Below are 18,476 nucleotides of genomic sequence, written 5' to 3'. Positions count from 1 at the left end.
TACACTGCCGCTGCTCCATCTTCCACGAGGTCCATGTCCCGATGCTGTACGCGCAAGTCCATCTCACCCTGCCCGCCTGGATCCACGACCAGATCGATCTGGGCCGTGTCTATCCCGAGGACGCCGACAAGGTCGCGCTGGCGATCGAGCTGTCGCGCCTGAATGTCGAGGCGCAGACCGGCGGCCCGTTCGGCGCCGTGGTGTTTGGGCCGGATCACCGCGTGATCGCTGCTGGCGTGAACCGCGTGGTCCCGCATACGACCTCGCTGGCGCATGCCGAGAACATGGCCTACATGCTGGCCCAGCAGCGCCTGCAGACGCCACGCCTGAACGATGTGCTGTCGCCGATCACCCTGGCGACCTCCTCGCAGCCGTGCTGCCAGTGCTACGGCGCGACCGTATGGGCCGGCATCGATCGTCTGCTGATCGGTGCCAGCGCCCAGGATGTGGAAGAACTCACCCCGTTCGATGAAGGCCCGCTGCCGGCGGACTGGATCGGCGAACTCAACAAGCGTGGCATCGAGGTCGTGCGCGACATCGAGCGCGATGCAGCGCGCGCGGTCCTGCGCCAGTATGGAGAAACCAACGGTGCACATTACTGATTCCCGCGCTTCAGGCGCGAACCGATGAGCGGCCTGCTGTGCCTGTGCCGCCAGGGGTTTGAGCCGGAACTGGCCGCCGAGCTGTCCGAGCGCGCGGCCTATGCCAACGTCGCCGGCTATGCGCGCACCCAGCGCAACGACGGCTACGTGGTGTTCGTCACCGAGGACGCCGCGGCGCTGTCCAAGGCGTTGTCCTGGCGTTCGCTGATCTTCGCCCGGCAGAAGCTGCAGGTGCTGGCCGAGCTGCCCCAGCTCGATGCCGCCGACCGCATCACCCCGATCATTGCCGCCCTGCAGGGTCAGCAGCGCTTCGGCGACATGTGGGTCGAGCATCCCGATTCGGACGAAGGCAAGCCGCTGGCCGGCCTGGCCCGCGCATTCGGCAATGCGCTGCGCCCGGCACTGCGCAAGGCCGGTCTGCTGACCGACAAGCCGAACACCGGCCTGCCGCGCCTGCACATCGTGTTCGTCGATGGACGCCATGCCTTCGTGTGCGTCGCCGATACCCGCGACAGCGCGCCGTGGCCACTGGGCATCCCGCGCCTGAAGCTGCTGCCCGACGCGCCGTCGCGCTCGGCGCTGAAGCTGGACGAAGCACTGCTCACGCTGATGACACCGGAAGAGCGCGAGCTGCTGGTCAAGCCGGGCATGCGCGCGGCCGATCTGGGCGCCGCACCGGGTGGCTGGACCTGGGTGCTGACCCGCCAGCACCTCAGGGTGATCAGCGTCGACAACGGCCCGCTGCGCGAACACGTGCTGGAGACCGGCCTGGTCGAACATCTGCGCGCCGATGGTTTCCACTGGCAGCCGGAGACGCCGCTGGACTGGATGGTCTGCGACATGGTCGAACAACCGCGCCGCGTGGCCGAACGCATGGCCACCTGGTTCCGCGAAGGCTGGTGCAGGCACGCAATCTTCAACCTCAAGCTGCCGATGAAAAAGCGCTGGGATGAAACCCGCATGTGCCTGGAGCTGTTCCAGGAGCAGGCGGGCAAGCCGCTGCATCTGCGCGCCAAGCAGCTGTACCACGACCGCGAAGAGATCACGGTGTTGGCCTCGCCGCTGCGCTGACCCACGCGCACCACTGGTAGGGCCGGGCCATGCCCGGCTGGCCGCGCAACGCGCGGCCATGATCGAAGCACGCGCCGGTCGCCCGGCGCCCCTCCCCACGTCAAGTACGGAGTTTCCATGCGACGCCGATCAAGCCTCATCCTGCTGCTGACGCTGCTGCCCACGCTCGCCCTCGCCCAGGTCCGCACCCCGTCACCGGCGGTCAGCGAACCGTTGCGCGAGGTGCCGGTGAGCGTGCGCGCGCAGCCGCTGTCGCAGGGCGAGGTCACCCATCAGGTGACACTCGCCGCCCCGGCCGGGGAGGCGGCGGTGACGGTGCGTTCGGTGCAGCCGGTGAGCGTGGTCGGCCAGTACCGCATCGCATTCGCGGCGTTGGATGTCGACGGCGATGGCTTCATCAGCCGCGCCGAGGCGCAGGCCAACCCGACCCTGGCCGATGAATTCAACGCACTGGACGTGAAGCGCCGCGGCAAACTGGACCGCGCCGATCTGGCCGGCTGGCTGATCGACTGAGCGCGCGGGTCACACCCCCGCCGCGCGCTTCCAGAACATCGACACCAGTGGCGGCAGCTTGCCGGCGCAGCCCAGCGCGCGGCCGCGCGCCAGGGTCAGGTGCATCTCATCATTGGAGAACACCGTATTGATCGCATCGAAGCTGTACGCAGCGACGGTGTTCTCACTGCGGCGTTCGCGTGCCCAGCGCTGCAGCCGGTGTGGCGACATCCAGTCCTGGCGGCGCTGCTGCGCAGCCAGCACCAGCGCCCGCAACGCAGCGACATCACGCAGGCCGAGATTGACGCCCTGCCCGGCCAACGGATGCACCACGTGCGCTGCATCACCGAGTGCGAGCACGCGGCCGACCACGTAACCCGTGGCCAGCTGCCGGCGCAGCGGGAAGGCCGCCCGCCGGGAGGCCAGCGTCATCGCGCCCAGGCGGCCGGCGAAGGCGTTGGTGAGTTCGCGTCCGAATGCCGCGTCATCCAGTGCCAGCACGCGCCCGGCGTCGGCATCGGGCAGCGTCCACACGATCGAACTGCGCTGCGCGCTGATCGGCAGCACCGCCAGCGGCCCGGTCACCAGGAAGCGCTGCCACGCGGTGGCTTCGTTGTTCTTTTCGGTATCGACATACGCCACCACGCCACGCTGGCCGTACTCCTGGCGGGTCACCTCCAACCCGGCCAGGCGGCGCAGGGTGGATTCGGCACCGTCGGCGGCGATCGCCAGCGATGCGTCGAGGCGACGGCCGTCGTCCAGGCGCAGGCGCACCCCGTCGGCGTCCTGCTCCAGCGCCTCGACCCGCGCCGGGCAGCACAGCTGCACGCCGGCCGCAGGCAGCGCCGCCCACAGGCGGTCCACCAGCAGATCGTTCTCGACGATCCAGCCCAGTTGTTCGCGGCCGAGGCTGTCGGCATCGAAGCGCAGTTCATCGCCGCCGGCCGCATCCCAGACCCGCATGCGGCGGTAGGCACAGGCGCGCGCGGCCGTCACCGCCGGCCACACGCCGAGCGTGGCCAGCAACTGCGCGTTGTCCGGCGCGAACGCGTACACGCGCAGGTCCGGCTGCTGCGGCTGCCAGGCCGCCGGCTCGCGGCCTTCGACCAGCGTCACCGACAGCCCGGCATCGGCCAGCGCCAGGGCGCAGGCCGCGCCGACCACGCCCCCCCCGACCACCACCACGTCCTGCGGGCGCCGGCTCACAGGCCGGCTCCGCGGCACAACGCCGGCACCTGGCCGCGGAAGCCCATCGCGCCCCCGACCAGCATCGACTGCATCGGCGTGGCCTGCGCGGCCAACAGACCGAGCGAACGCAGCGGACGCATCAGCGGTGCCGGATTGCTGGTCAGGCGCGCCAGCCCGCCGGAGAACGCGATGGTCTGCTCGCGGTCTTCCAGGCGCCGGGCCACGTGTTCCTGCAGCAGCGCATCGCTGCCGGCGTCGTCGGCCCCGGCCACCAGTTCGGCCAGCGTCAATGCATCGCGCAGGCCCAGGTTGAAGCCCTGTGCGCCCAGCGGGTGGATGGTCTGCGCCGCATTGCCGAGCAGCACGGTGCGTTCACCGACCAGCGCGCGCGACAGCACCTGGATCAAGGGATAGGCGCTGCGCGGGCCACTCTCCAGCAGGCGGCCGGCGCGCCAGCCGATGGCGCCCTGCAGGCGGTTCACCCAGGCGGCATCGTCCAGCGCCATCACGGCCTCGGCCTGGTCACGGGCAACCCCGTGCACCGCGCCGAAATGACGGTCGCCACGCGGCAGCAGCGCGGTCGGCCCGGTGTCGGTGAAGCGCTCGTACGCGGTGCCGTCCGGCGCACGCGCGGCGCGGACCCGCGACACGAACAGCGTCTGCTCGAAATCATGTTCATCCACGCCGATGCCGAGTGCCTCGCGCACGCCACTGCGGGTCCCGTCGGCACCGACCACCAGACGCGCCAGCAGACAGCGTTCGCCGCTGTCATCGGCGATGAAGACCTGACGGTAGCCGTCCACCGTGCTGCCCAGGCGCACGAAGCGCGCCGGACGATAGCGGGTCAACCGGGTGAGCGTCTCCAGCCGCGCCTCCAGCGCCTGGCCGAAATCGCGGGCGACCACGACCTGTCCGAACCACGGGCGCTGGTACTGCGCGGCCTCCATCTGCACCCGGCCGAAATCGCCGGCGCGGCTGACATGGATGCGGGTGATCGCGCCCGGCGCACCGGCCAGCGTCTGCATTACACCCAGCGCGGTCAGCGCGTTGACGGTCGCGGCGGCGAAACTGAGGTTGCGCTGGTCGAACACCGCCGGAAGCGCGCCCAGCGGCGAAGCCTCGACCAGGCCGACATCGCGGCCGGCGCGGTCCAGGGCGATGGCCAGGCTGGCACCGACCAGCCCGCCGCCTACGATCACTACATCATGTCGTTCACTCATGCCCGCCATGATAAGGGTTCGCCCGCTCCGGCGGCGTGCGGCGGGCTGCCGCAGCAGGCGCTAGAATGAATGCCTGCCCCCACCCGTCACCGCCATGACCTCCACTGCCCAACGCGCCTTCGTCCTGTCCGTGCTCGTGCTGTTGATGGCGGCCACGCGGGTCAACCATTTCGCGGCGATTCCGGATGCCTCCTGGGCGGTGTTCTTCATCGGCGGCTTCTACCTGCGCGCGTGGACCCGCTGGGCCTTCCCGCTGCTGATGGCGCTGGCGGTGCTGGTCGACTGGCTCGTGATCCGCCGCAGCGGCCTGGATTTCTGGCAGCACTACTGCGTCTCGCCGGGCTACTGGATGCTGCTGCCGGCCTATTTCGCGATGTGGAGCGGCGGCCTGCTGCTGCGCCGCGGCTACCACGGCGCCACCTGGGCCGCGCTGGGCAAGGGCGCGCTGCTGCTGGTTGCGGCGGTGGCGGTCTGCCATCTGTTCGCCCAGGGCGGTTTCTACTGGACCAGCGACACCGTGGCCGCCCCCACCCTCGACGGCTGGGCGAAGAACTACAGCGACTGGTTCCTGCCCTACCTGCGCACCGCGGCGGTCTACGTCGGCCTGGCGGCCGCGCTGCAGCTGGCGACCGAACAGGTCGGCAAGCTGCTGCAGGCGCGCCGCGACGTGCTGCACTGAGCGCGGCCGGCCTCGTTCGTGGGCAATCGCCTGTCCCGCATCTATACACGCACCGGTGACGATGGCAGCACCGGCCTCGGCGATGGCAGCCGCGTGGCCAAGGACGACGCCCGGGTGGCCGCCTACGGCACGGTCGACGAGGCCAACTCGGCGCTCGGCGTGCTGCTGGCGGTGCCGCTGCCGGAGGATGTCCGCGCCCTGCTGACGGTGATCCAGCACCAGTTGTTCGATCTGGGCGGCGAGCTGTGCATTCCCGGCCATGCCGCCCTCCACGCCGCCGACATCGAGGCGCTGGAACGGCAGCTGGACCACTACAACGCCGACCTGCCGGTGCTGAAGGAGTTCATCCTGCCGGCCGGGGGCGAGGCCGCCGCGCGCTGCCACCTGGCCCGCACCATCGTGCGCCGCGCCGAGCGCGAGACGGTCACGCTGGCGCGCCGGGAGACGGTCCGCCCCGAAGCACTGCACTACCTCAACCGCCTGTCCGACCTGCTGTTCGTGCTCGCGCGCGTGCTGGCCCGGGCGGATGGCCACGGCGAGGTGCTCTGGCGCCACGAGCGCCGCCACGCCTGAGCGGCCCTGCCGCCCCACCGGATATCCTGCCCGCATGCTGGTTTTCACCCACCCCGCCTGTCTGCAACACGATCCCGGCCGCGGCCATCCCGAATGCCCGGCCCGTCTGCAGGGGGTGCTCGATGCGCTGAAGGCGGCCTATCCGGACCAGCTGGACTGGCGCGAGGCGCCGCCGGCCAAGCTCGGTGAGCTGGCGCGGGTCCACGACAGCGAACTGATCGACCTGGTGCTCACGCCGCAGACCGAGCCGCTGCGCCTGATCGACATGGACACCATGACCTCGCCCGGCTCGGCCAGCGCGGCCCTGCACGCGGCCGGTGCCGGCGTGGCGGCGGTCGATGCGGTGATGCTGGGCGAGGACCCAGTCGCCTTCTGCGCGGTGCGCCCGCCCGGCCACCACGCCAGCGCCAGCACCGCGATGGGCTTCTGCCTGTTCAACAACATCGCCATCGCCGCCGCCTATGCGCGCGACCGCTATGGGCTGGAGCGGATCGCCATCGTCGATTTCGATGTCCACCACGGCAACGGCACCCAGGACATCTTCATCGCCGATCCCGGCGTGGCCTACTACAGCACCCACCAGGCCGGACTGTTCCCCAACTCGGGCCTGCGCCGCGACCGCGGGGCCGGCAACCTGATGAACATCCTGCTGCCGCCGGGCAGTGGCGGCTTTCGTTTCCGCAACACCTGGGCCGACGAGATGCTGCCGGCCATCGACGATTTCCGGCCCCAGCTGCTGCTGATCTCGGCCGGCTTCGATGCGCACATGCGCGATCCACAGGCCGATCTGATGCTGGAAACCGAGGATTTCGCCTGGATCACCGCCGAGCTGCGCGGGCTGGCCCGCCGCCACGGGGCCGGCCGGATCGTGTCGATGCTGGAGGGCGGATACGACCTGCAGGCCCTCGCCGAATGCAGCGTGGCCCACGTCGGCCAGCTGCGCTGATCCGCGCGGACCGGGCCGACGAATGAACCCGGGCCCCTGCGTGGGCGAGACCTTCATTGCCCCTATGCAAGGGATGGGGCAAGCTACGATCCGTTTTCGCCCGAATCCGATACCGCGTGCGCCGAGCCCTCCGCCTGCTGCCCCTCCCCCTCAGTATCGCCATCTGCCTGCCGGCCCTGGCCGACGACAAGCCGGTGAACTGGGGCCTGTGCCCGGTGACCGACGTGCTGCCCGTGTTCGACGATGCGCCCAAGGCCGACAAAGCCGCGGCCGCGACGCGTGACCAGCAGCCGACGGACATCGAAGGCGACCAACTGACCGGGACCTCCGTGGTGCCCAACTACCAGGGCAACGTCGCGCTCAAGCGCGGCGACCAGTTCCTGGGCACCGACAACCTGAGCTTCGATACCGAAAGCGGCAACTACATCGCCGAGGGCAACGTCCGCTACCAGGACTCCTCGATCCGGATGAAGGCCCGTCGCGCCGAAGGCAACCAGGAAAGCGACACCCACAAGATCAGCGACATCCAGTACCAGCTGGTGTCCCGCCGGGGCAACGGCGGTGCCGAGTCGATCGACCTGCAGGGTGCGGTCGGCCAGATGCACCGCTCCACCTACACCACCTGCGACCCCTCGCAGCCGGTGTGGAAGCTGTCGGCACCGCAGATCGAGGTCGATAACGACGCCGGCTTCGGTACCGCGCGCAATGCCGTGCTGCGCATCGGCAAGGTGCCGGTGCTGTGGGCGCCGTACTTCAAGTTCCCGATCGATGACCGCCGCCAGACCGGCCTGCTTTACCCGCAGGTGGGGCTGTCCGGCCGCAACGGCTTCGACTACACCCAGCCGATCTATCTGAACCTGGCGCCGAACTTCGACGACACCCTGATGCCGCGCTACATGAGCAAGCGCGGTTTCATGCTCGACAACGAATTCCGCTATCTCTACGACGGCGGCCGCGGCGAGCTGCTCACCGCCTACCTGCCCAACGACAAGCTGCGCGACAAGGATCGCGGCCGCGTGGAGTTTGGCGGGTACCACAACATCAATGCCAACTGGCAGGCCCGTGCCAGCCTGGCCTGGGTCAGCGATGAGCGCTATCTGGAGGATTTCTCCAACAAGCTGCTCGGCGTGACCACCTCCAACCTGCAGAGCCAGATCGGCATCTACGGCACCGGTGAGAACTGGACCGGCGGCCTGATGGCCGACTATTGGCAGCTCACCGATTACACGCTGACCGAAGCGTCCCTGCCGTACGCGCGTCAGCCGCGCCTGTTCGTCAACTGGGACAAGCCGCTGCTGCCGTGGCTGGAAACCGGCGTGTATGCCGAAGCGGTGAACTTCACGCATCTGGACGTGCACGGCAAGATCATTGATGCCGAAGGCGAATACGTCCGCGACGGCCTGCCGCCGACGCGCATGGACGGTGGCTCGCGCATCGACATCAAGCCCTATGTCTCGATGCCGTTCAGCGGCGCGGCCTGGTACGTCACTCCGACCCTGGCCTACCGCTACACCGGGTATGACCTGGAACGCGGCCTGGCTGACAGCATCCGCCGCAGCCAGATGACCCCGGAACAGCTGGCGGTTGCCACCCCCGACCAATTGCGCGGCAACACCTCGCCGAGCCGCAGCCTGCCGATCGGCACCATCGACGCCGGGCTGTTCTTCGATCGGGAAACCACCATCGGCGGCACCCGCTTCCTGCACACGCTGGAACCGCGCCTGTTTTACCTGCGTACGCCGTACCGCGACCAGAGCGACCTGCCGATCTTCGATACCCGTGACTTCACCTTCAGCTGGGGCCAGCTGTTCCGCGATTCGCGCTACTCCGGCGCCGACCGCCAGAACGACGCCAACCAGCTGACCATGGCGGTGAGCACCCGCTTCATCGACCAGGACACCGGCAAGGAGCGCTTCTCGGGCAGCATCGGGCAGATCCTGTACTTCGATGATTCCCGGGTCACAATCAACAGCAGTGAAACCCCGGTCGAACAGGGCAAGTCGGCCTGGATCGCGGACGCCAACTACGCCATCAACGACCGCTGGAACCTGGGCGCCACCTATCAGTGGGATCCCAAGTACAAGCGTGAGGATCTGGCCAGCGTGCGCGCGCGCTACCTGATGTCCAACGATGGCGTGGTCAACCTGACCTACCGTCACCGCCTGAACCCCAACGGCAGCGAGTTGCTGGAGCAGGCCGACCTGTCCTTCCTCTACCCGCTCAACGAGCGCTGGAGCCTGGTCGGCCGCTACTACTACTCCATCCAGGACCGCGCCCCGCTGGAAATCATCGGCGGCGTGCAGTGGGACAGCTGCTGCCTGGCCGTCCGCGCAATCGCCCGCCGCTACGTGCGCAACCGCGAGGGTGAACTCAACAACTCCTTCCAGATCGAGTTCGTGCTCAAGGGCCTGAGCTCCATCGGCCAGAACACGGACCGCACCTTGCGCCGTGCTATTCTCGGGTACTACCGAGACGACCTCTATCTGGTGCCGCCCAGCAACACCGGTGCAGCCCGCGACGACTACGATCCGAATCAGATCCCATGACCAAGACCCTTCCCGTACTCCTCGCCTCCCTGCTGGCGGTCTCCTCCGCGACGGCCCCGTTGCAGGTGCTGGCCCAGCAGAGTCAGCCGCTGGACCGCATCGCGGCGATCGTCGATGAGGACGTCGTGCTGCAGAGCGAACTGGACCGCGCCGTCCAGAACATCAAGGCCCAGTACGCCGGTCGTGAAAACCAGCTGCCGCCCGATGACGTGCTCAGCCGCCAGGTGCTCGAGCGCCTGGTCCTGGTCAAGCTGCAGGTGGCGCGCGCGGAGAGCAGCGGCATCAAGGTCAGCGACCAGGAACTGAACCAGGCGATCAACGCCATCGCCCAGCAGAACGGCTCCACGCTGGACGCCCTGCGCCAGCGCCTGGCCAGCGATGGCCTGGATTTCAACGATTTCCGCAATTCGGTGCGCGACGAGATCACCGTCCAGCGCCTGCGCCAGAGCTTCGCACAGAGCCGGATCAGCGTCAGCGAGGGTGAAGTGGATGGCGCGCTCAAGCAGCAGGCGGCGGTCGGTACCCAGTACCACCTCGCCCATATCCTGATCGGCCTGCCCGAAGGCGCCACCGCCGAGCAGATCACCACCGGCCAGAAGAAGGCCGATGGCGTCAAGGCTCTGCTGGACAAGGGCGAGATCGACTTCAACGCGGCTGCCGTCCGTTATTCGGACAGCCCGAACGCGCTGGAAGGCGGCGACCTCGGCTGGCGTTCGCTGGATGAAATCCCGAACGCGTTCGCGCAGATGATGAAAGACATGAAGACCGGCGACGTGGTCGGTCCGCTGCGTGGCCCGAGTGGCTTCCAGCTGTTGAAGCTGGTGGAAGTGCGTGATGCCAGCGCCGCCGCCGGCGGTGGTCACACCATCACCGAGTACCACGCCCGTCATATCCTGGTCCGCATCACCGACCAGCAGGACAATGCCGCGGCCAAGGCCAAGATCGACACCCTGCGCGCCCGCATCGCCGGCGGCGCCGAGTTCGACGCGGTCGCCAAGGAGTCCTCGGAAGACAACAACAGCAAGGGCCAGGGCGGCGATCTGGGCTGGTTCCCGGCCGACGCGTTCGGCCCGGACTTCGGCAAGCAGGTTGAAGGCGTCGCTGACGGCGGCGTGAGCCAGCCGTTCCGCACGGATGCCGGCTGGCACATCGTCCAGCGCGTCGCCACGCGCCAGACCGATGCCACCACCGACAACCAGCGCGCCCAGATCCGTGAAACGATCGGCCGCCGCAAGCTGGAAGAAGAGTACAACCGCTTCCTGCAGGAACTGCGTGGCGAAGCCTACGTGGACATGCGCGGCTACGCCCCGGGCGCGCCTGCGGCCGCCACCCCGCCGCAGTCCTGATCCATGCTCCCGCAGCTCGCGCTGGTACCGGGCGAGCCGGCGGGGATCGGCCCGGAGCTCTGCCTTCGACTGATCCAGCAGCCGCGCACTGATTGCCGGCTGCTGGCCTTCGCTGACCCGGACACGCTGCAGGCTGCCGCCGCCGCGTTGTCGCTGCCCCTGCAGCTCCTGCCTGAAGACGCCATCGCCCGCCAGCCGGGCGATCTGCCGTTGCGCGCGGTGCGCAATGCCGTCCCCTCGCGCTTCGGCACCCCGGACCCGGCCAACGCCGGCGCGGTGATCGGTGCCCTGCGCCAAGCCGGCCAGGCCTGCCTGTCCGGTGAACTGACCGGCGTGGTCACCGGCCCGGTGCACAAGGCGGTCATTAACGAAGGCGGCATCGCCTACAGCGGCACCACCGAACTGCTGGCCGACCAGGCCCGCACTCCGGTGGTGATGATGCTGGCCAACGCGATCGTGCGGGTCGCCCTGGCGACCACCCACCTGCCGTTGCGGTCGGTGGCCGATGCGATCACCGCCGATGGCCTGGCGCTGACCCTGCAGATCCTCCACGACGCCCTGCAGCGCGATTTCGGCCTCGCTTCGCCGCGTATCGCCGTGCTCGGCCTCAACCCGCACGCCGGCGAAGACGGACATCTCGGCCGCGAAGAGCTCGACCTGATCATCCCGCTGCTGGAGCGCCTGCGCGCCCGGGGCATGGACCTGGTCGGGCCGCTGCCGGCCGATACCGCGTTCCTGCCGGCCAAGCTGGCCGGCTTCGACACGGTGCTGGCGATGTACCACGACCAGGGCCTGCCGGTGCTCAAGTACAGCGGCTTCGAGCAGGCCGTCAACATCACCCTGGGCCTGCCCTACCCGCGCGTCGCGGTCGACCACGGCACCGCCCTGGATCTGGCCGGCCGCGGCATCGCCGACCCCTCCAGCCTCCTCGCTGCCACCGCGCTGTGTGCCCGGCTGGCGCGCCAACGTACACTGGTGCCATGACTTCTTCGTATTCCTCCTCCGGCGCGCCCGGTTTCTCCGGCCCCGCCAAGAAGCAGCTCGGCCAGCACTTCCTCGCCGACCGCAGCTACATCGACAAGATCGTCCTCGCGGTCAACCCGAAGGACGGCGACCGCCTGGTCGAGATCGGCCCGGGCCAGGGCGCCATCACCCTGCCGCTGCTGCGCCGCCACCCGAAGCTGACCGTGATCGAGTTCGACCGGGATCTGGTCGGGCCGCTGGCCGCCGCTGCCGAACCGCTGGGCGAGATGACCATCATCCACCGCGACGTGCTGCAGGTGGATTTCACCGAGTTGGCCGCGGGCAGCCCGATCCGCCTGGTCGGCAACCTCCCCTACAACATCTCCTCGCCGATCCTGTTCCATGCGCTGGACCACGCGGCGGTGATCACCGACATGCACTTCATGCTGCAGAAGGAAGTGGTCGACCGCATGGCCGCCGATCCGGGCAGCAAGGTATACGGCCGGCTGAGCGTGATGCTGCAGGCCTTCTGCAAGGTGACCTCGCTGTTCGTGGTGCCGCCGGGTGCGTTCCGGCCGCCGCCGAAGGTCGACTCGGCCGTGGTGCGGCTGGTCCCGCGCGATCCGGCCACGGTCGGCATCCTGGACCGCAAGCGCTTCGCCCACGTGGTCAAGGCCGCCTTCGGGCAGCGCCGCAAGACCCTGCGCAACGCGCTGCAGAACGTGTGCACGCCCGAGCAGTTCGACGCCGCCGGCGTGCGCAGCGATGCCCGCGCCGAGCAGCTGGACGTGGCGCAGTTCATCGCGCTGGCGAACGTGCCCTGCGCCGACGGTGATGCCGCCCCGCAAGGGTGAGCGCGCCGCCGGCGGCCCTGAGCAGCCGCACGCAGGTGGAACCGCCTGGCCTTCATGACGGGAGCGCTGCCAGCTTGGGCAGCACTCATCCCATCGTGCACAACATTCACTAAACTGCCTGCATGAACGACGCTGCAAACTACGCGATCTCCGTCGAGGTCGCCCCTCGCTTCCTCGATGACCAGTCCACCCCGGAGGACGGCCGCTACGCGTTCGCCTATACGATCCGCATCCTCAACCGGGGCCGCGTCGCGGCACGGCTGGTGGCCCGCCACTGGCGGATCACCGATGCCAACGGCCGCATCGAGCATGTCGACGGGGATGGGGTGATCGGCGAGCAGCCGCGGCTGCGCCCCGGTGAAGACTTCCGTTACACCTCCGGTGTCATGCTGGAGACCGAGCACGGCACGATGCAGGGGCACTACGACATGGTGGCCGACGACGGCACCGAGTTCGCCGCCGCCATCGCGCCGTTCGTCCTGACCGTTCCGCGCACACTGCACTGATGGAGGCGCACGCATGAGTGTCTGGGCCATCGGCGACCTGCAGGGCTGCTACGACGTCACCCAGCGGTTGCTGGAAAAAATCAAGTTCGACCCCGCAGTCGACAAACTCTGGTTCTGCGGCGACCTGGTCAACCGGGGCGGGCAATCGCTGGAAACCCTGCGCCTGGTCCATTCGCTGCGCGAGAGCAGCGTGATCGTGCTGGGCAACCACGACCTGTCCCTGCTTGCCGTCGGTGCCCGCACCGAGGAAGAGCAGCGCAAGGTCAACCCGGACCTGCTGCGGATCGTGCAGGCCGAGGACCGCGACGAGCTGCTGGAGTGGCTGCGCCTGCAGAAGCTGGCCCACGTGGACCGTGAGCTGGGCTGGATGATGATCCACGCCGGGCTGGCCCCGAAGTGGACCACCCAGCTGGCCGAGAAGCACGCCCGCGAGGTCGAGCAGCAGCTGCACGGCAGCGGCTACCGCAAGCTGTTCCGCAACATGTACGGCGACAAGCCGAGCTGGTCGCCCGGCTTGGCCGGCTACGACCGCTCGCGCGCGATCATCAATCTGTTCACGCGCATGCGTTACTGCACGCCGCGGGGCCGGATCGGGATCGAGGACAAGGGCACGCCGGGGACGCAGGAACAGGGGCTGTACCCCTGGTTCGAAGTGCCGGGCCGCGCCGAGCGCGATCTGAAGATCGTCTGCGGGCACTGGTCCGCGCTGGGCCTCACCATCACCCAGGGCGTGCACGCGATCGATACCGGCGCCGTATGGGGTGGCAAGCTCACCGCGCTGCAGCTGGATACCGAGGAGCTGCGCGTGGTGCAGGTGCCGGGCCGCGATGTGCCCAAGCCGGTCTCCGCGCCACGTCCGCCGGCACGCCGGCCGGCCGCCGAGGGTGCGCCGCCGAGCGGGCGCCCACCGCGTCAGGGTCAGGGTCAGGGCCGCGATCGTGGCCGGGGTGGCCAGGGCCGCCAGCAGGGCAGCGCTGCGAAGCCCGCACAGAATGCCCAGCCGCAGACGCAATCGCAGCCGCAGCGCAGCGACGTCACCAGCGACGCGGACTGAGCCGCAGGCCGGTCAGCATGACCGGCCTGCCGGCACCGCCCGCTCAGGCCCGGCGGTAATCCACGAAATCGAACGCGTACGCGTGCCGCTCGTCGGCCGCGTGGTGTTCGCGCGCCACTTCCACCCACAGCGCCGCATCGACCGGCGGGAAGTGGGTATCGGCCGGCACGGTGGTGTGCACCCAGGTCAGGTGTAGATCGGTGGCCTGGGCCATCGCCAACCGATAGATTTCGCCGCCACCGATGACGCACAGTTCTTCCGCGTCGGTGTCCGCCGCTGCCTGCAGCGCCTGCTCGATCGAGGCCACCGCCTGCATGCCTTCGAACGGCACCTGCCCGCTGCGGGTCAGCACCAGGTTCAACCGGCCCGGCAGGGCCCGCCCGAGCGACTGCGCGGTCCTGCGCCCCATCAGGATCGGCTTGCCGACGGTCAGCGCCTTGAAGCGCTTGAGATCATCGGGCAGCTTCCACGGCAGGTCGTTGTCGCGGCCGATGCCGTGGTCGGTGTCGAGCGCGGCGATCAGCGAGAGTTTCAGGGGCGTGCCGCTCACACCGCCACCGGGGCCTTGATCGCCGGGTGCGGATCGTAGCCATCGATGCGGATGTCATCGAACTGGAAACCGAACAGATCAGTCACCTCGGGGTTCAACCAGAGCTGTGGCAGCGCGCGCGGCTCACGCGCGAGCTGTTCGCGCGCCTGCTCGAAGTGGTTCGAGTACAGGTGCGCATCGCCGAGGGTATGCACGAAATCGCCCACGCCCAGGCCGGTCGCCTGCGCCACCATGTGGGTGAGCAGCGCGTAGCTGGCGATGTTGAACGGCACGCCGAGGAAGATGTCGCCGCTGCGCTGGTACAGCTGGCAGCTGAGCTTGCCGTCCACCACGTAGAACTGGAACAGGTTGTGGCACGGCATCAACGCCATCTGCGACAGCTCACCCACATTCCAGGCGCTGACCACCAGCCGCCGCGAATCGGGGTTGCGCTTGATCTCGTCCACCAGCCACTGCATCTGGTCGATCGCGCCGCCATCGGCGGTGGCCCAGCTGCGCCACTGTTTGCCGTAGATCGGGCCGAGGTCGCCGTTGGCATCGGCCCACTCGTCCCAGATCCGCACCTGGTTGTCCTTGAGGTACCCGATGTTGGTATCGCCCTTCAGGAACCACAGCAGCTCGTGGATGATCGAGCGCAGGTGCAGCTTCTTGGTGGTGACCAGCGGGAAGCCGTCGTTGAGGTTGAAGCGCATCTGCCACCCGAACACGCTGCGCGTGCCGGTGCCGGTGCGATCCGACTTTTCCGTGCCGTGCTCCAGCACATGCGCGAGCAGGTCCAGGTAGGCCTTCATGCCTTGGCCCCGGCAGTGGCGGCCGGCAGCACCGGCTGCAGCACCGGTGCGCGACGCGACAGCGCCAGCAGCACCAGGCCGAAGGCCACCAGCGGCAGGCTGAGCAGCTGGCCACGGGTGAACCAGTCGAAGGCGAGGTAGACGCCGTTGTCCGGCATGCGCACGAACTCCACCGCGAAGCGGAAGATGCCGTACATCAGCGCGAACAGGCCGGCGATCACGTAGCGGTGGCGCGGCTTGGCCGACACCGCCCACAGCACGACGAACATCACCAGGCCTTCCAGCAGCGCTTCATACAGCTGCGACGGATGGCGGGCGTACTGGTTGAGCGCGCCGGTGGCGAACTCGGCCTTGAGGGTGGCCAGGTCCAGCCCGTTCAACGGGGCCGGCAGGCCGCTCGGGAACACGACGCCCCAGCTGCCATCGGTGTACTTGCCCCACAGTTCGGCACCAATGAAGTTGCCGATGCGGCCGAAGCCCAGGCCCAGCGGTACCAGCGGCGACATGAAATCGAGGGTGTCGAACAGATGCAGGCGGTGCTTGCGCGACCACCACCACGCGGCGAACAGCACGCCGAGCAGGCCGCCATGGAAGCTCATGCCGCCGTCCCAGACCTTGAACAGCAGCAGCGGGTTGTGCAGGAATTCCGAGGTCGCGTAGAACAGCATGTAGCCCACGCGCCCACCGACGACGACGCCGAGCATCGCGTAGAACAGCAGGTCGGAGAAGCCGTTGGCATCGACCCCGGGCAGACGCCCGGCCGCGATCCGCTTGCGCCCCAGCCACCAGGCGGCAGTGAAGCCGAGCAGGTACATGATGCCGTACCAGTGCACCTTGATCGGCCCGAGCGAGATGGCGATGGGGTCGATATCGTGGAAATAGATCATGAAGGGCGCCTTGCAGGGATGCGGATATTCTAGCGCCGCCCGGGAGCGGCCTCGCGGCGGCCCCGATCGCGCGATTGCCGGGCTTCAGCCCAGAATCTGCGGCGTGTCCGGCAGGCCGTCATCCTGTGACCCCGGAACGGGCGGATAGTGCCCGGCCAGCAGGTCCGAGACCTCTTCGATCGCCAGCAGCACGGCCTCCTGCAGGGCGCCCTCGCGCAGCCGCTGCTGCATGTGCGCGCAGATGGCCCGCCACTGCGCCTCATCGATCCGCCCGCGCAGGCCGCGATCGGCGACCAGCTCGATCGCATGGTCGGCCAGCAGCAGGTAGATCAGGACGCCGTTGTTGTGCTCGGTATCCCAGGTACGCAGCTGGGCGAACGCCTGCCCGGCGCGCTGCTGTGCGGTGATGCCCTGCCACAACGCGGCCAGCGGCAGATCCGCTTCCACCGCGAACATCACCTGGCCACCGTGGCGGCGCTCGCCCGCCGTGATCGCCTCGGTGATCGCCTGCAGATGTGCGGGTGGGAAGGCGCGCCGCACCGATGGGGAGAACACGTGCCGGAGCCAGCGCATCACCAGCCTCCCGAGGCGCCACCGCCTCCCGAACGTCCACCACCCCCGCCCCAGCCGCCTCCACCGCCGCCGAAGCCACCCCCGCCGCCACCGCCCCAGCCACCCCCACCCCAGCCGCCACTACGCGCGAACACGCCGCCGCGACCGGCCGACGTCAGGCCGACCAGCAGGCCCACCACGGCGGCCGCGCCACTGGCGACCACCAGCGAGGTGAACAGGAACGCGGCCACCCCGGCCCCGGCACCGCTCGCCAGCGCGCGCAGGGGGCGCGGCAGCCAGCCCAGGATGCCGCGCAGGAACAGGCCGGCGAACAGGCCGATGCCCAGCGCCATCGTCCAGTTGCCACCCGCAGGGGCGTCCTGAGCGCGATGTGTGCTGACCGGCGCAGGCAGCGCCTCGCCGTCGATCAGTTTGACCAGCGCAGCGCTGGCATCGGTGAGGCCACCGGCGTAGTCGTTGCTGCGGAACCGCGGGGCCAGGTACTCCTGGATCACCCGGTTGGCGATCGCATCCGGGATCGCGCCTTCCAGGCCGTAGCCCGGCTCGATGCGGACCCGGCGATCGTCCTTGGCCACCACCAGCAGCACGCCGTCATCCACGCCCTTGCGGCCAATGGACCACTGCTCGAACACGCGCTGGGTGTACTGCTCGATGGTTTCCGGCGCGGTGCTCGGCACCATCAGGATCTGCAGCTGGCTGCCCTTGCGCTGCTGCAGGGCCAGCGCCTGCGCCTCCAGCGCCTGGATCTGCGCCGCGTCCAGGGTGCCGGTGGTGTCCACCACCGGCGAGGACATCGGCGGGATCGCGGCCTGGCGCTGCGCCCAGGCCGGCAACGCCAGCGCGAGGCAGAGCAGCAGGAGGCAGCGCAGCAGGCGCGTGGTCACGGGCTCAGTTCGCCGGCTGCGGCTGCGGCTGCGACTGCGGCGCGGGCGGCTGCGGTGCGGGCGCCGGGGCCGGAGCCTGCGAGCCGAACTTGACCGCCGGCGGCTGCGAGATCTGCGCTTCGTTCTCCACCGTGAAGTTCGGCTTGGTCGCATAGCCGAACAGCTTGGCGGTGATCACCTGCGGGAACTGGCGGATGTAGGTGTTGTAGTCCTGCACCATCTGGATATAGCGGCCGCGCGCCACGGTGATGCGGTTCTCGGTGCCTTCCAGCTGCGCCTGCAGATCGCGGAAGCCCTGGTCGGACTTCAGGTTCGGGTAGTTCTCGGTGACCACCAGCAGGCGTGACAGCGCACCGCTCAGCTCGCCCTGGGCCTGCTGGAACTGCTTGAGGGAGTCGGCATCGTCGGCGTTGACGTTGACCTGTCCCACGCGCGCACGGGCGTTGGTGACATCGGTCAGGACCTGGCGTTCCTGGTTGGCATAGCCTTCCACGGTCTGCACCAGGTTGGGGATCAGATCGGCGCGGCGCTTGTACTGGTTGAGCACCTCGGCCCAACCGGCCTTGACCTGCTCATCCTTCTGCTGGATGGCGTTGTAGCCACAACCGGACAACAGGGAGGCCAGCACGGCCAGGCACAACAAACGGGAGAACGATCGCATGGCCGGCTCCGGATCTCGATGAACGGGATCCGGAGCATGCCACGTCTTGGGTAAAGCGGATGTGGTAACGGCGGTTGGTCGGCACCCACG

General features: G+C 69.0%; 20 protein-coding genes. 12 read left to right on the top strand and 8 right to left on the bottom strand.

Going from position 1 to position 18,476, the window contains the following annotated elements; translation table 11 throughout:
- Window positions 1-41: 41 nt before the first annotated feature.
- From HDC96_RS15675 to HDC96_RS15665, 3 genes are all read left to right on the top strand, one after another.
- Entirely contained in the window at window positions 42-602 is a 561-nt protein-coding gene (locus tag HDC96_RS15675) for a nucleoside deaminase (protein ID WP_179460815.1), read from the top strand.
- 24 nt (window positions 603-626) lie between these two features.
- Entirely contained in the window at window positions 627-1,673 is a 1,047-nt protein-coding gene (rlmM, locus tag HDC96_RS15670) for a 23S rRNA (cytidine(2498)-2'-O)-methyltransferase RlmM (protein ID WP_179460814.1), read from the top strand.
- Window positions 1,674-1,790: 117 nt separating this feature from the next.
- Entirely contained in the window at window positions 1,791-2,186 is a 396-nt protein-coding gene (locus tag HDC96_RS15665) for an EF-hand domain-containing protein (RefSeq protein WP_179460813.1), read from the top strand.
- Window positions 2,187-2,195: 9 nt separating this feature from the next.
- Here the strand turns inward: HDC96_RS15665 and HDC96_RS15660 are convergent, their stop codons facing one another.
- Both HDC96_RS15660 and ubiH read right to left on the bottom strand, forming a co-directional pair.
- Window positions 2,196-3,371, bottom strand: coding sequence for a UbiH/UbiF family hydroxylase (locus HDC96_RS15660; RefSeq protein WP_179460812.1), 1,176 nt, complete (start codon window positions 3,369-3,371; stop codon window positions 2,196-2,198).
- Window positions 3,368-4,573, bottom strand: a complete 1,206-nt coding sequence (ubiH, locus tag HDC96_RS15655) for a 2-octaprenyl-6-methoxyphenyl hydroxylase (protein WP_179460811.1) — start codon at window positions 4,571-4,573, stop codon at window positions 3,368-3,370. Before ubiH ends, HDC96_RS15660 begins: the two co-directional genes overlap by 4 nt.
- Window positions 4,574-4,667: 94 nt before the next feature.
- Here ubiH and HDC96_RS15650 point away from each other — a divergent pair, with 94 nt between their 5' ends.
- From HDC96_RS15650 to HDC96_RS15610, 9 genes are all read left to right on the top strand, one after another.
- Window positions 4,668-5,252 (top strand): hypothetical protein, encoded by a 585-nt coding sequence (locus HDC96_RS15650; protein ID WP_179460810.1) that lies wholly within the window; start codon window positions 4,668-4,670, stop codon window positions 5,250-5,252.
- 18 nt (window positions 5,253-5,270) lie between these two features.
- Window positions 5,271-5,825: a cob(I)yrinic acid a,c-diamide adenosyltransferase gene (locus HDC96_RS15645; protein ID WP_179460809.1), complete on the top strand. Its 555-nt coding sequence runs from the start codon at window positions 5,271-5,273 to the stop codon at window positions 5,823-5,825.
- 34 nt (window positions 5,826-5,859) lie between these two features.
- On the top strand, window positions 5,860-6,771 hold the full coding sequence (locus HDC96_RS15640; RefSeq protein ID WP_179460808.1) for a histone deacetylase family protein: 912 nt from the start codon (window positions 5,860-5,862) through the stop codon (window positions 6,769-6,771).
- Between the two features lie 116 nt (window positions 6,772-6,887).
- Entirely contained in the window at window positions 6,888-9,317 is a 2,430-nt protein-coding gene (gene lptD, locus HDC96_RS15635; RefSeq protein WP_179460807.1) for an LPS-assembly protein LptD, read from the top strand.
- Window positions 9,314-10,663, top strand: coding sequence for a peptidylprolyl isomerase (locus HDC96_RS15630; protein ID WP_179460806.1), 1,350 nt, complete (start codon window positions 9,314-9,316; stop codon window positions 10,661-10,663). The genes lptD and HDC96_RS15630 overlap by 4 nt, the downstream gene beginning before the upstream one ends.
- A 3-nt stretch (window positions 10,664-10,666) precedes the next feature.
- Entirely contained in the window at window positions 10,667-11,647 is a 981-nt protein-coding gene (pdxA, locus tag HDC96_RS15625) for a 4-hydroxythreonine-4-phosphate dehydrogenase PdxA (RefSeq protein WP_179460805.1), read from the top strand.
- Window positions 11,644-12,480 carry a 16S rRNA (adenine(1518)-N(6)/adenine(1519)-N(6))-dimethyltransferase RsmA gene (rsmA, locus tag HDC96_RS15620; RefSeq protein WP_179460804.1) on the top strand — a complete coding sequence of 279 codons (837 nt, stop codon included), beginning with the start codon at window positions 11,644-11,646 and terminating at the stop codon, window positions 12,478-12,480. Before pdxA ends, rsmA begins: the two co-directional genes overlap by 4 nt.
- A 122-nt stretch (window positions 12,481-12,602) precedes the next feature.
- Window positions 12,603-12,986, top strand: a complete 384-nt coding sequence (apaG, locus tag HDC96_RS15615; RefSeq protein ID WP_176990348.1) for a Co2+/Mg2+ efflux protein ApaG — start codon at window positions 12,603-12,605, stop codon at window positions 12,984-12,986.
- Between the two features lie 13 nt (window positions 12,987-12,999).
- A complete protein-coding gene (locus HDC96_RS15610) occupies window positions 13,000-14,040 on the top strand; it encodes a symmetrical bis(5'-nucleosyl)-tetraphosphatase (protein WP_179460803.1) in 1,041 nt (346 codons plus the stop codon).
- A 43-nt stretch (window positions 14,041-14,083) separates the two neighbouring features.
- Here HDC96_RS15610 and HDC96_RS15605 read toward each other — a convergent pair whose 3' ends face one another.
- The 6 genes from HDC96_RS15605 to HDC96_RS15580 form a co-directional block, all read right to left on the bottom strand.
- Entirely contained in the window at window positions 14,084-14,575 is a 492-nt protein-coding gene (locus HDC96_RS15605) for a dihydrofolate reductase (RefSeq protein WP_179460996.1), read from the bottom strand.
- Between the two features lie 11 nt (window positions 14,576-14,586).
- Window positions 14,587-15,381 carry a thymidylate synthase gene (locus tag HDC96_RS15600; RefSeq protein WP_179460802.1) on the bottom strand — a complete coding sequence of 265 codons (795 nt, stop codon included), beginning with the start codon at window positions 15,379-15,381 and terminating at the stop codon, window positions 14,587-14,589.
- Entirely contained in the window at window positions 15,378-16,268 is an 891-nt protein-coding gene (gene lgt / locus HDC96_RS15595; RefSeq protein ID WP_179460801.1) for a prolipoprotein diacylglyceryl transferase, read from the bottom strand. Before lgt ends, HDC96_RS15600 begins: the two co-directional genes overlap by 4 nt.
- Window positions 16,269-16,352: 84 nt before the next feature.
- Window positions 16,353-16,841: a TPM domain-containing protein gene (locus tag HDC96_RS15590; protein ID WP_179460800.1), complete on the bottom strand. Its 489-nt coding sequence runs from the start codon at window positions 16,839-16,841 to the stop codon at window positions 16,353-16,355.
- Entirely contained in the window at window positions 16,841-17,725 is an 885-nt protein-coding gene (locus HDC96_RS15585; RefSeq protein WP_179460799.1) for a TPM domain-containing protein, read from the bottom strand. The genes HDC96_RS15590 and HDC96_RS15585 overlap by 1 nt, the downstream gene beginning before the upstream one ends.
- Window positions 17,726-17,729: 4 nt before the next feature.
- On the bottom strand, window positions 17,730-18,386 hold the full coding sequence (locus HDC96_RS15580; RefSeq protein ID WP_179460798.1) for a LemA family protein: 657 nt from the start codon (window positions 18,384-18,386) through the stop codon (window positions 17,730-17,732).
- Window positions 18,387-18,476: the final 90 nt, after the last annotated feature.

The organism is Stenotrophomonas sp. JAI102 (assembly GCF_013409105.1).
Taxonomy (GTDB): Bacteria; Pseudomonadota; Gammaproteobacteria; order Xanthomonadales; family Xanthomonadaceae; genus Stenotrophomonas; species Stenotrophomonas maltophilia_AA.
Note: the sequence above shows the minus strand (reverse complement) of the source record. Positions and strands in the feature narration are given on the sequence as shown.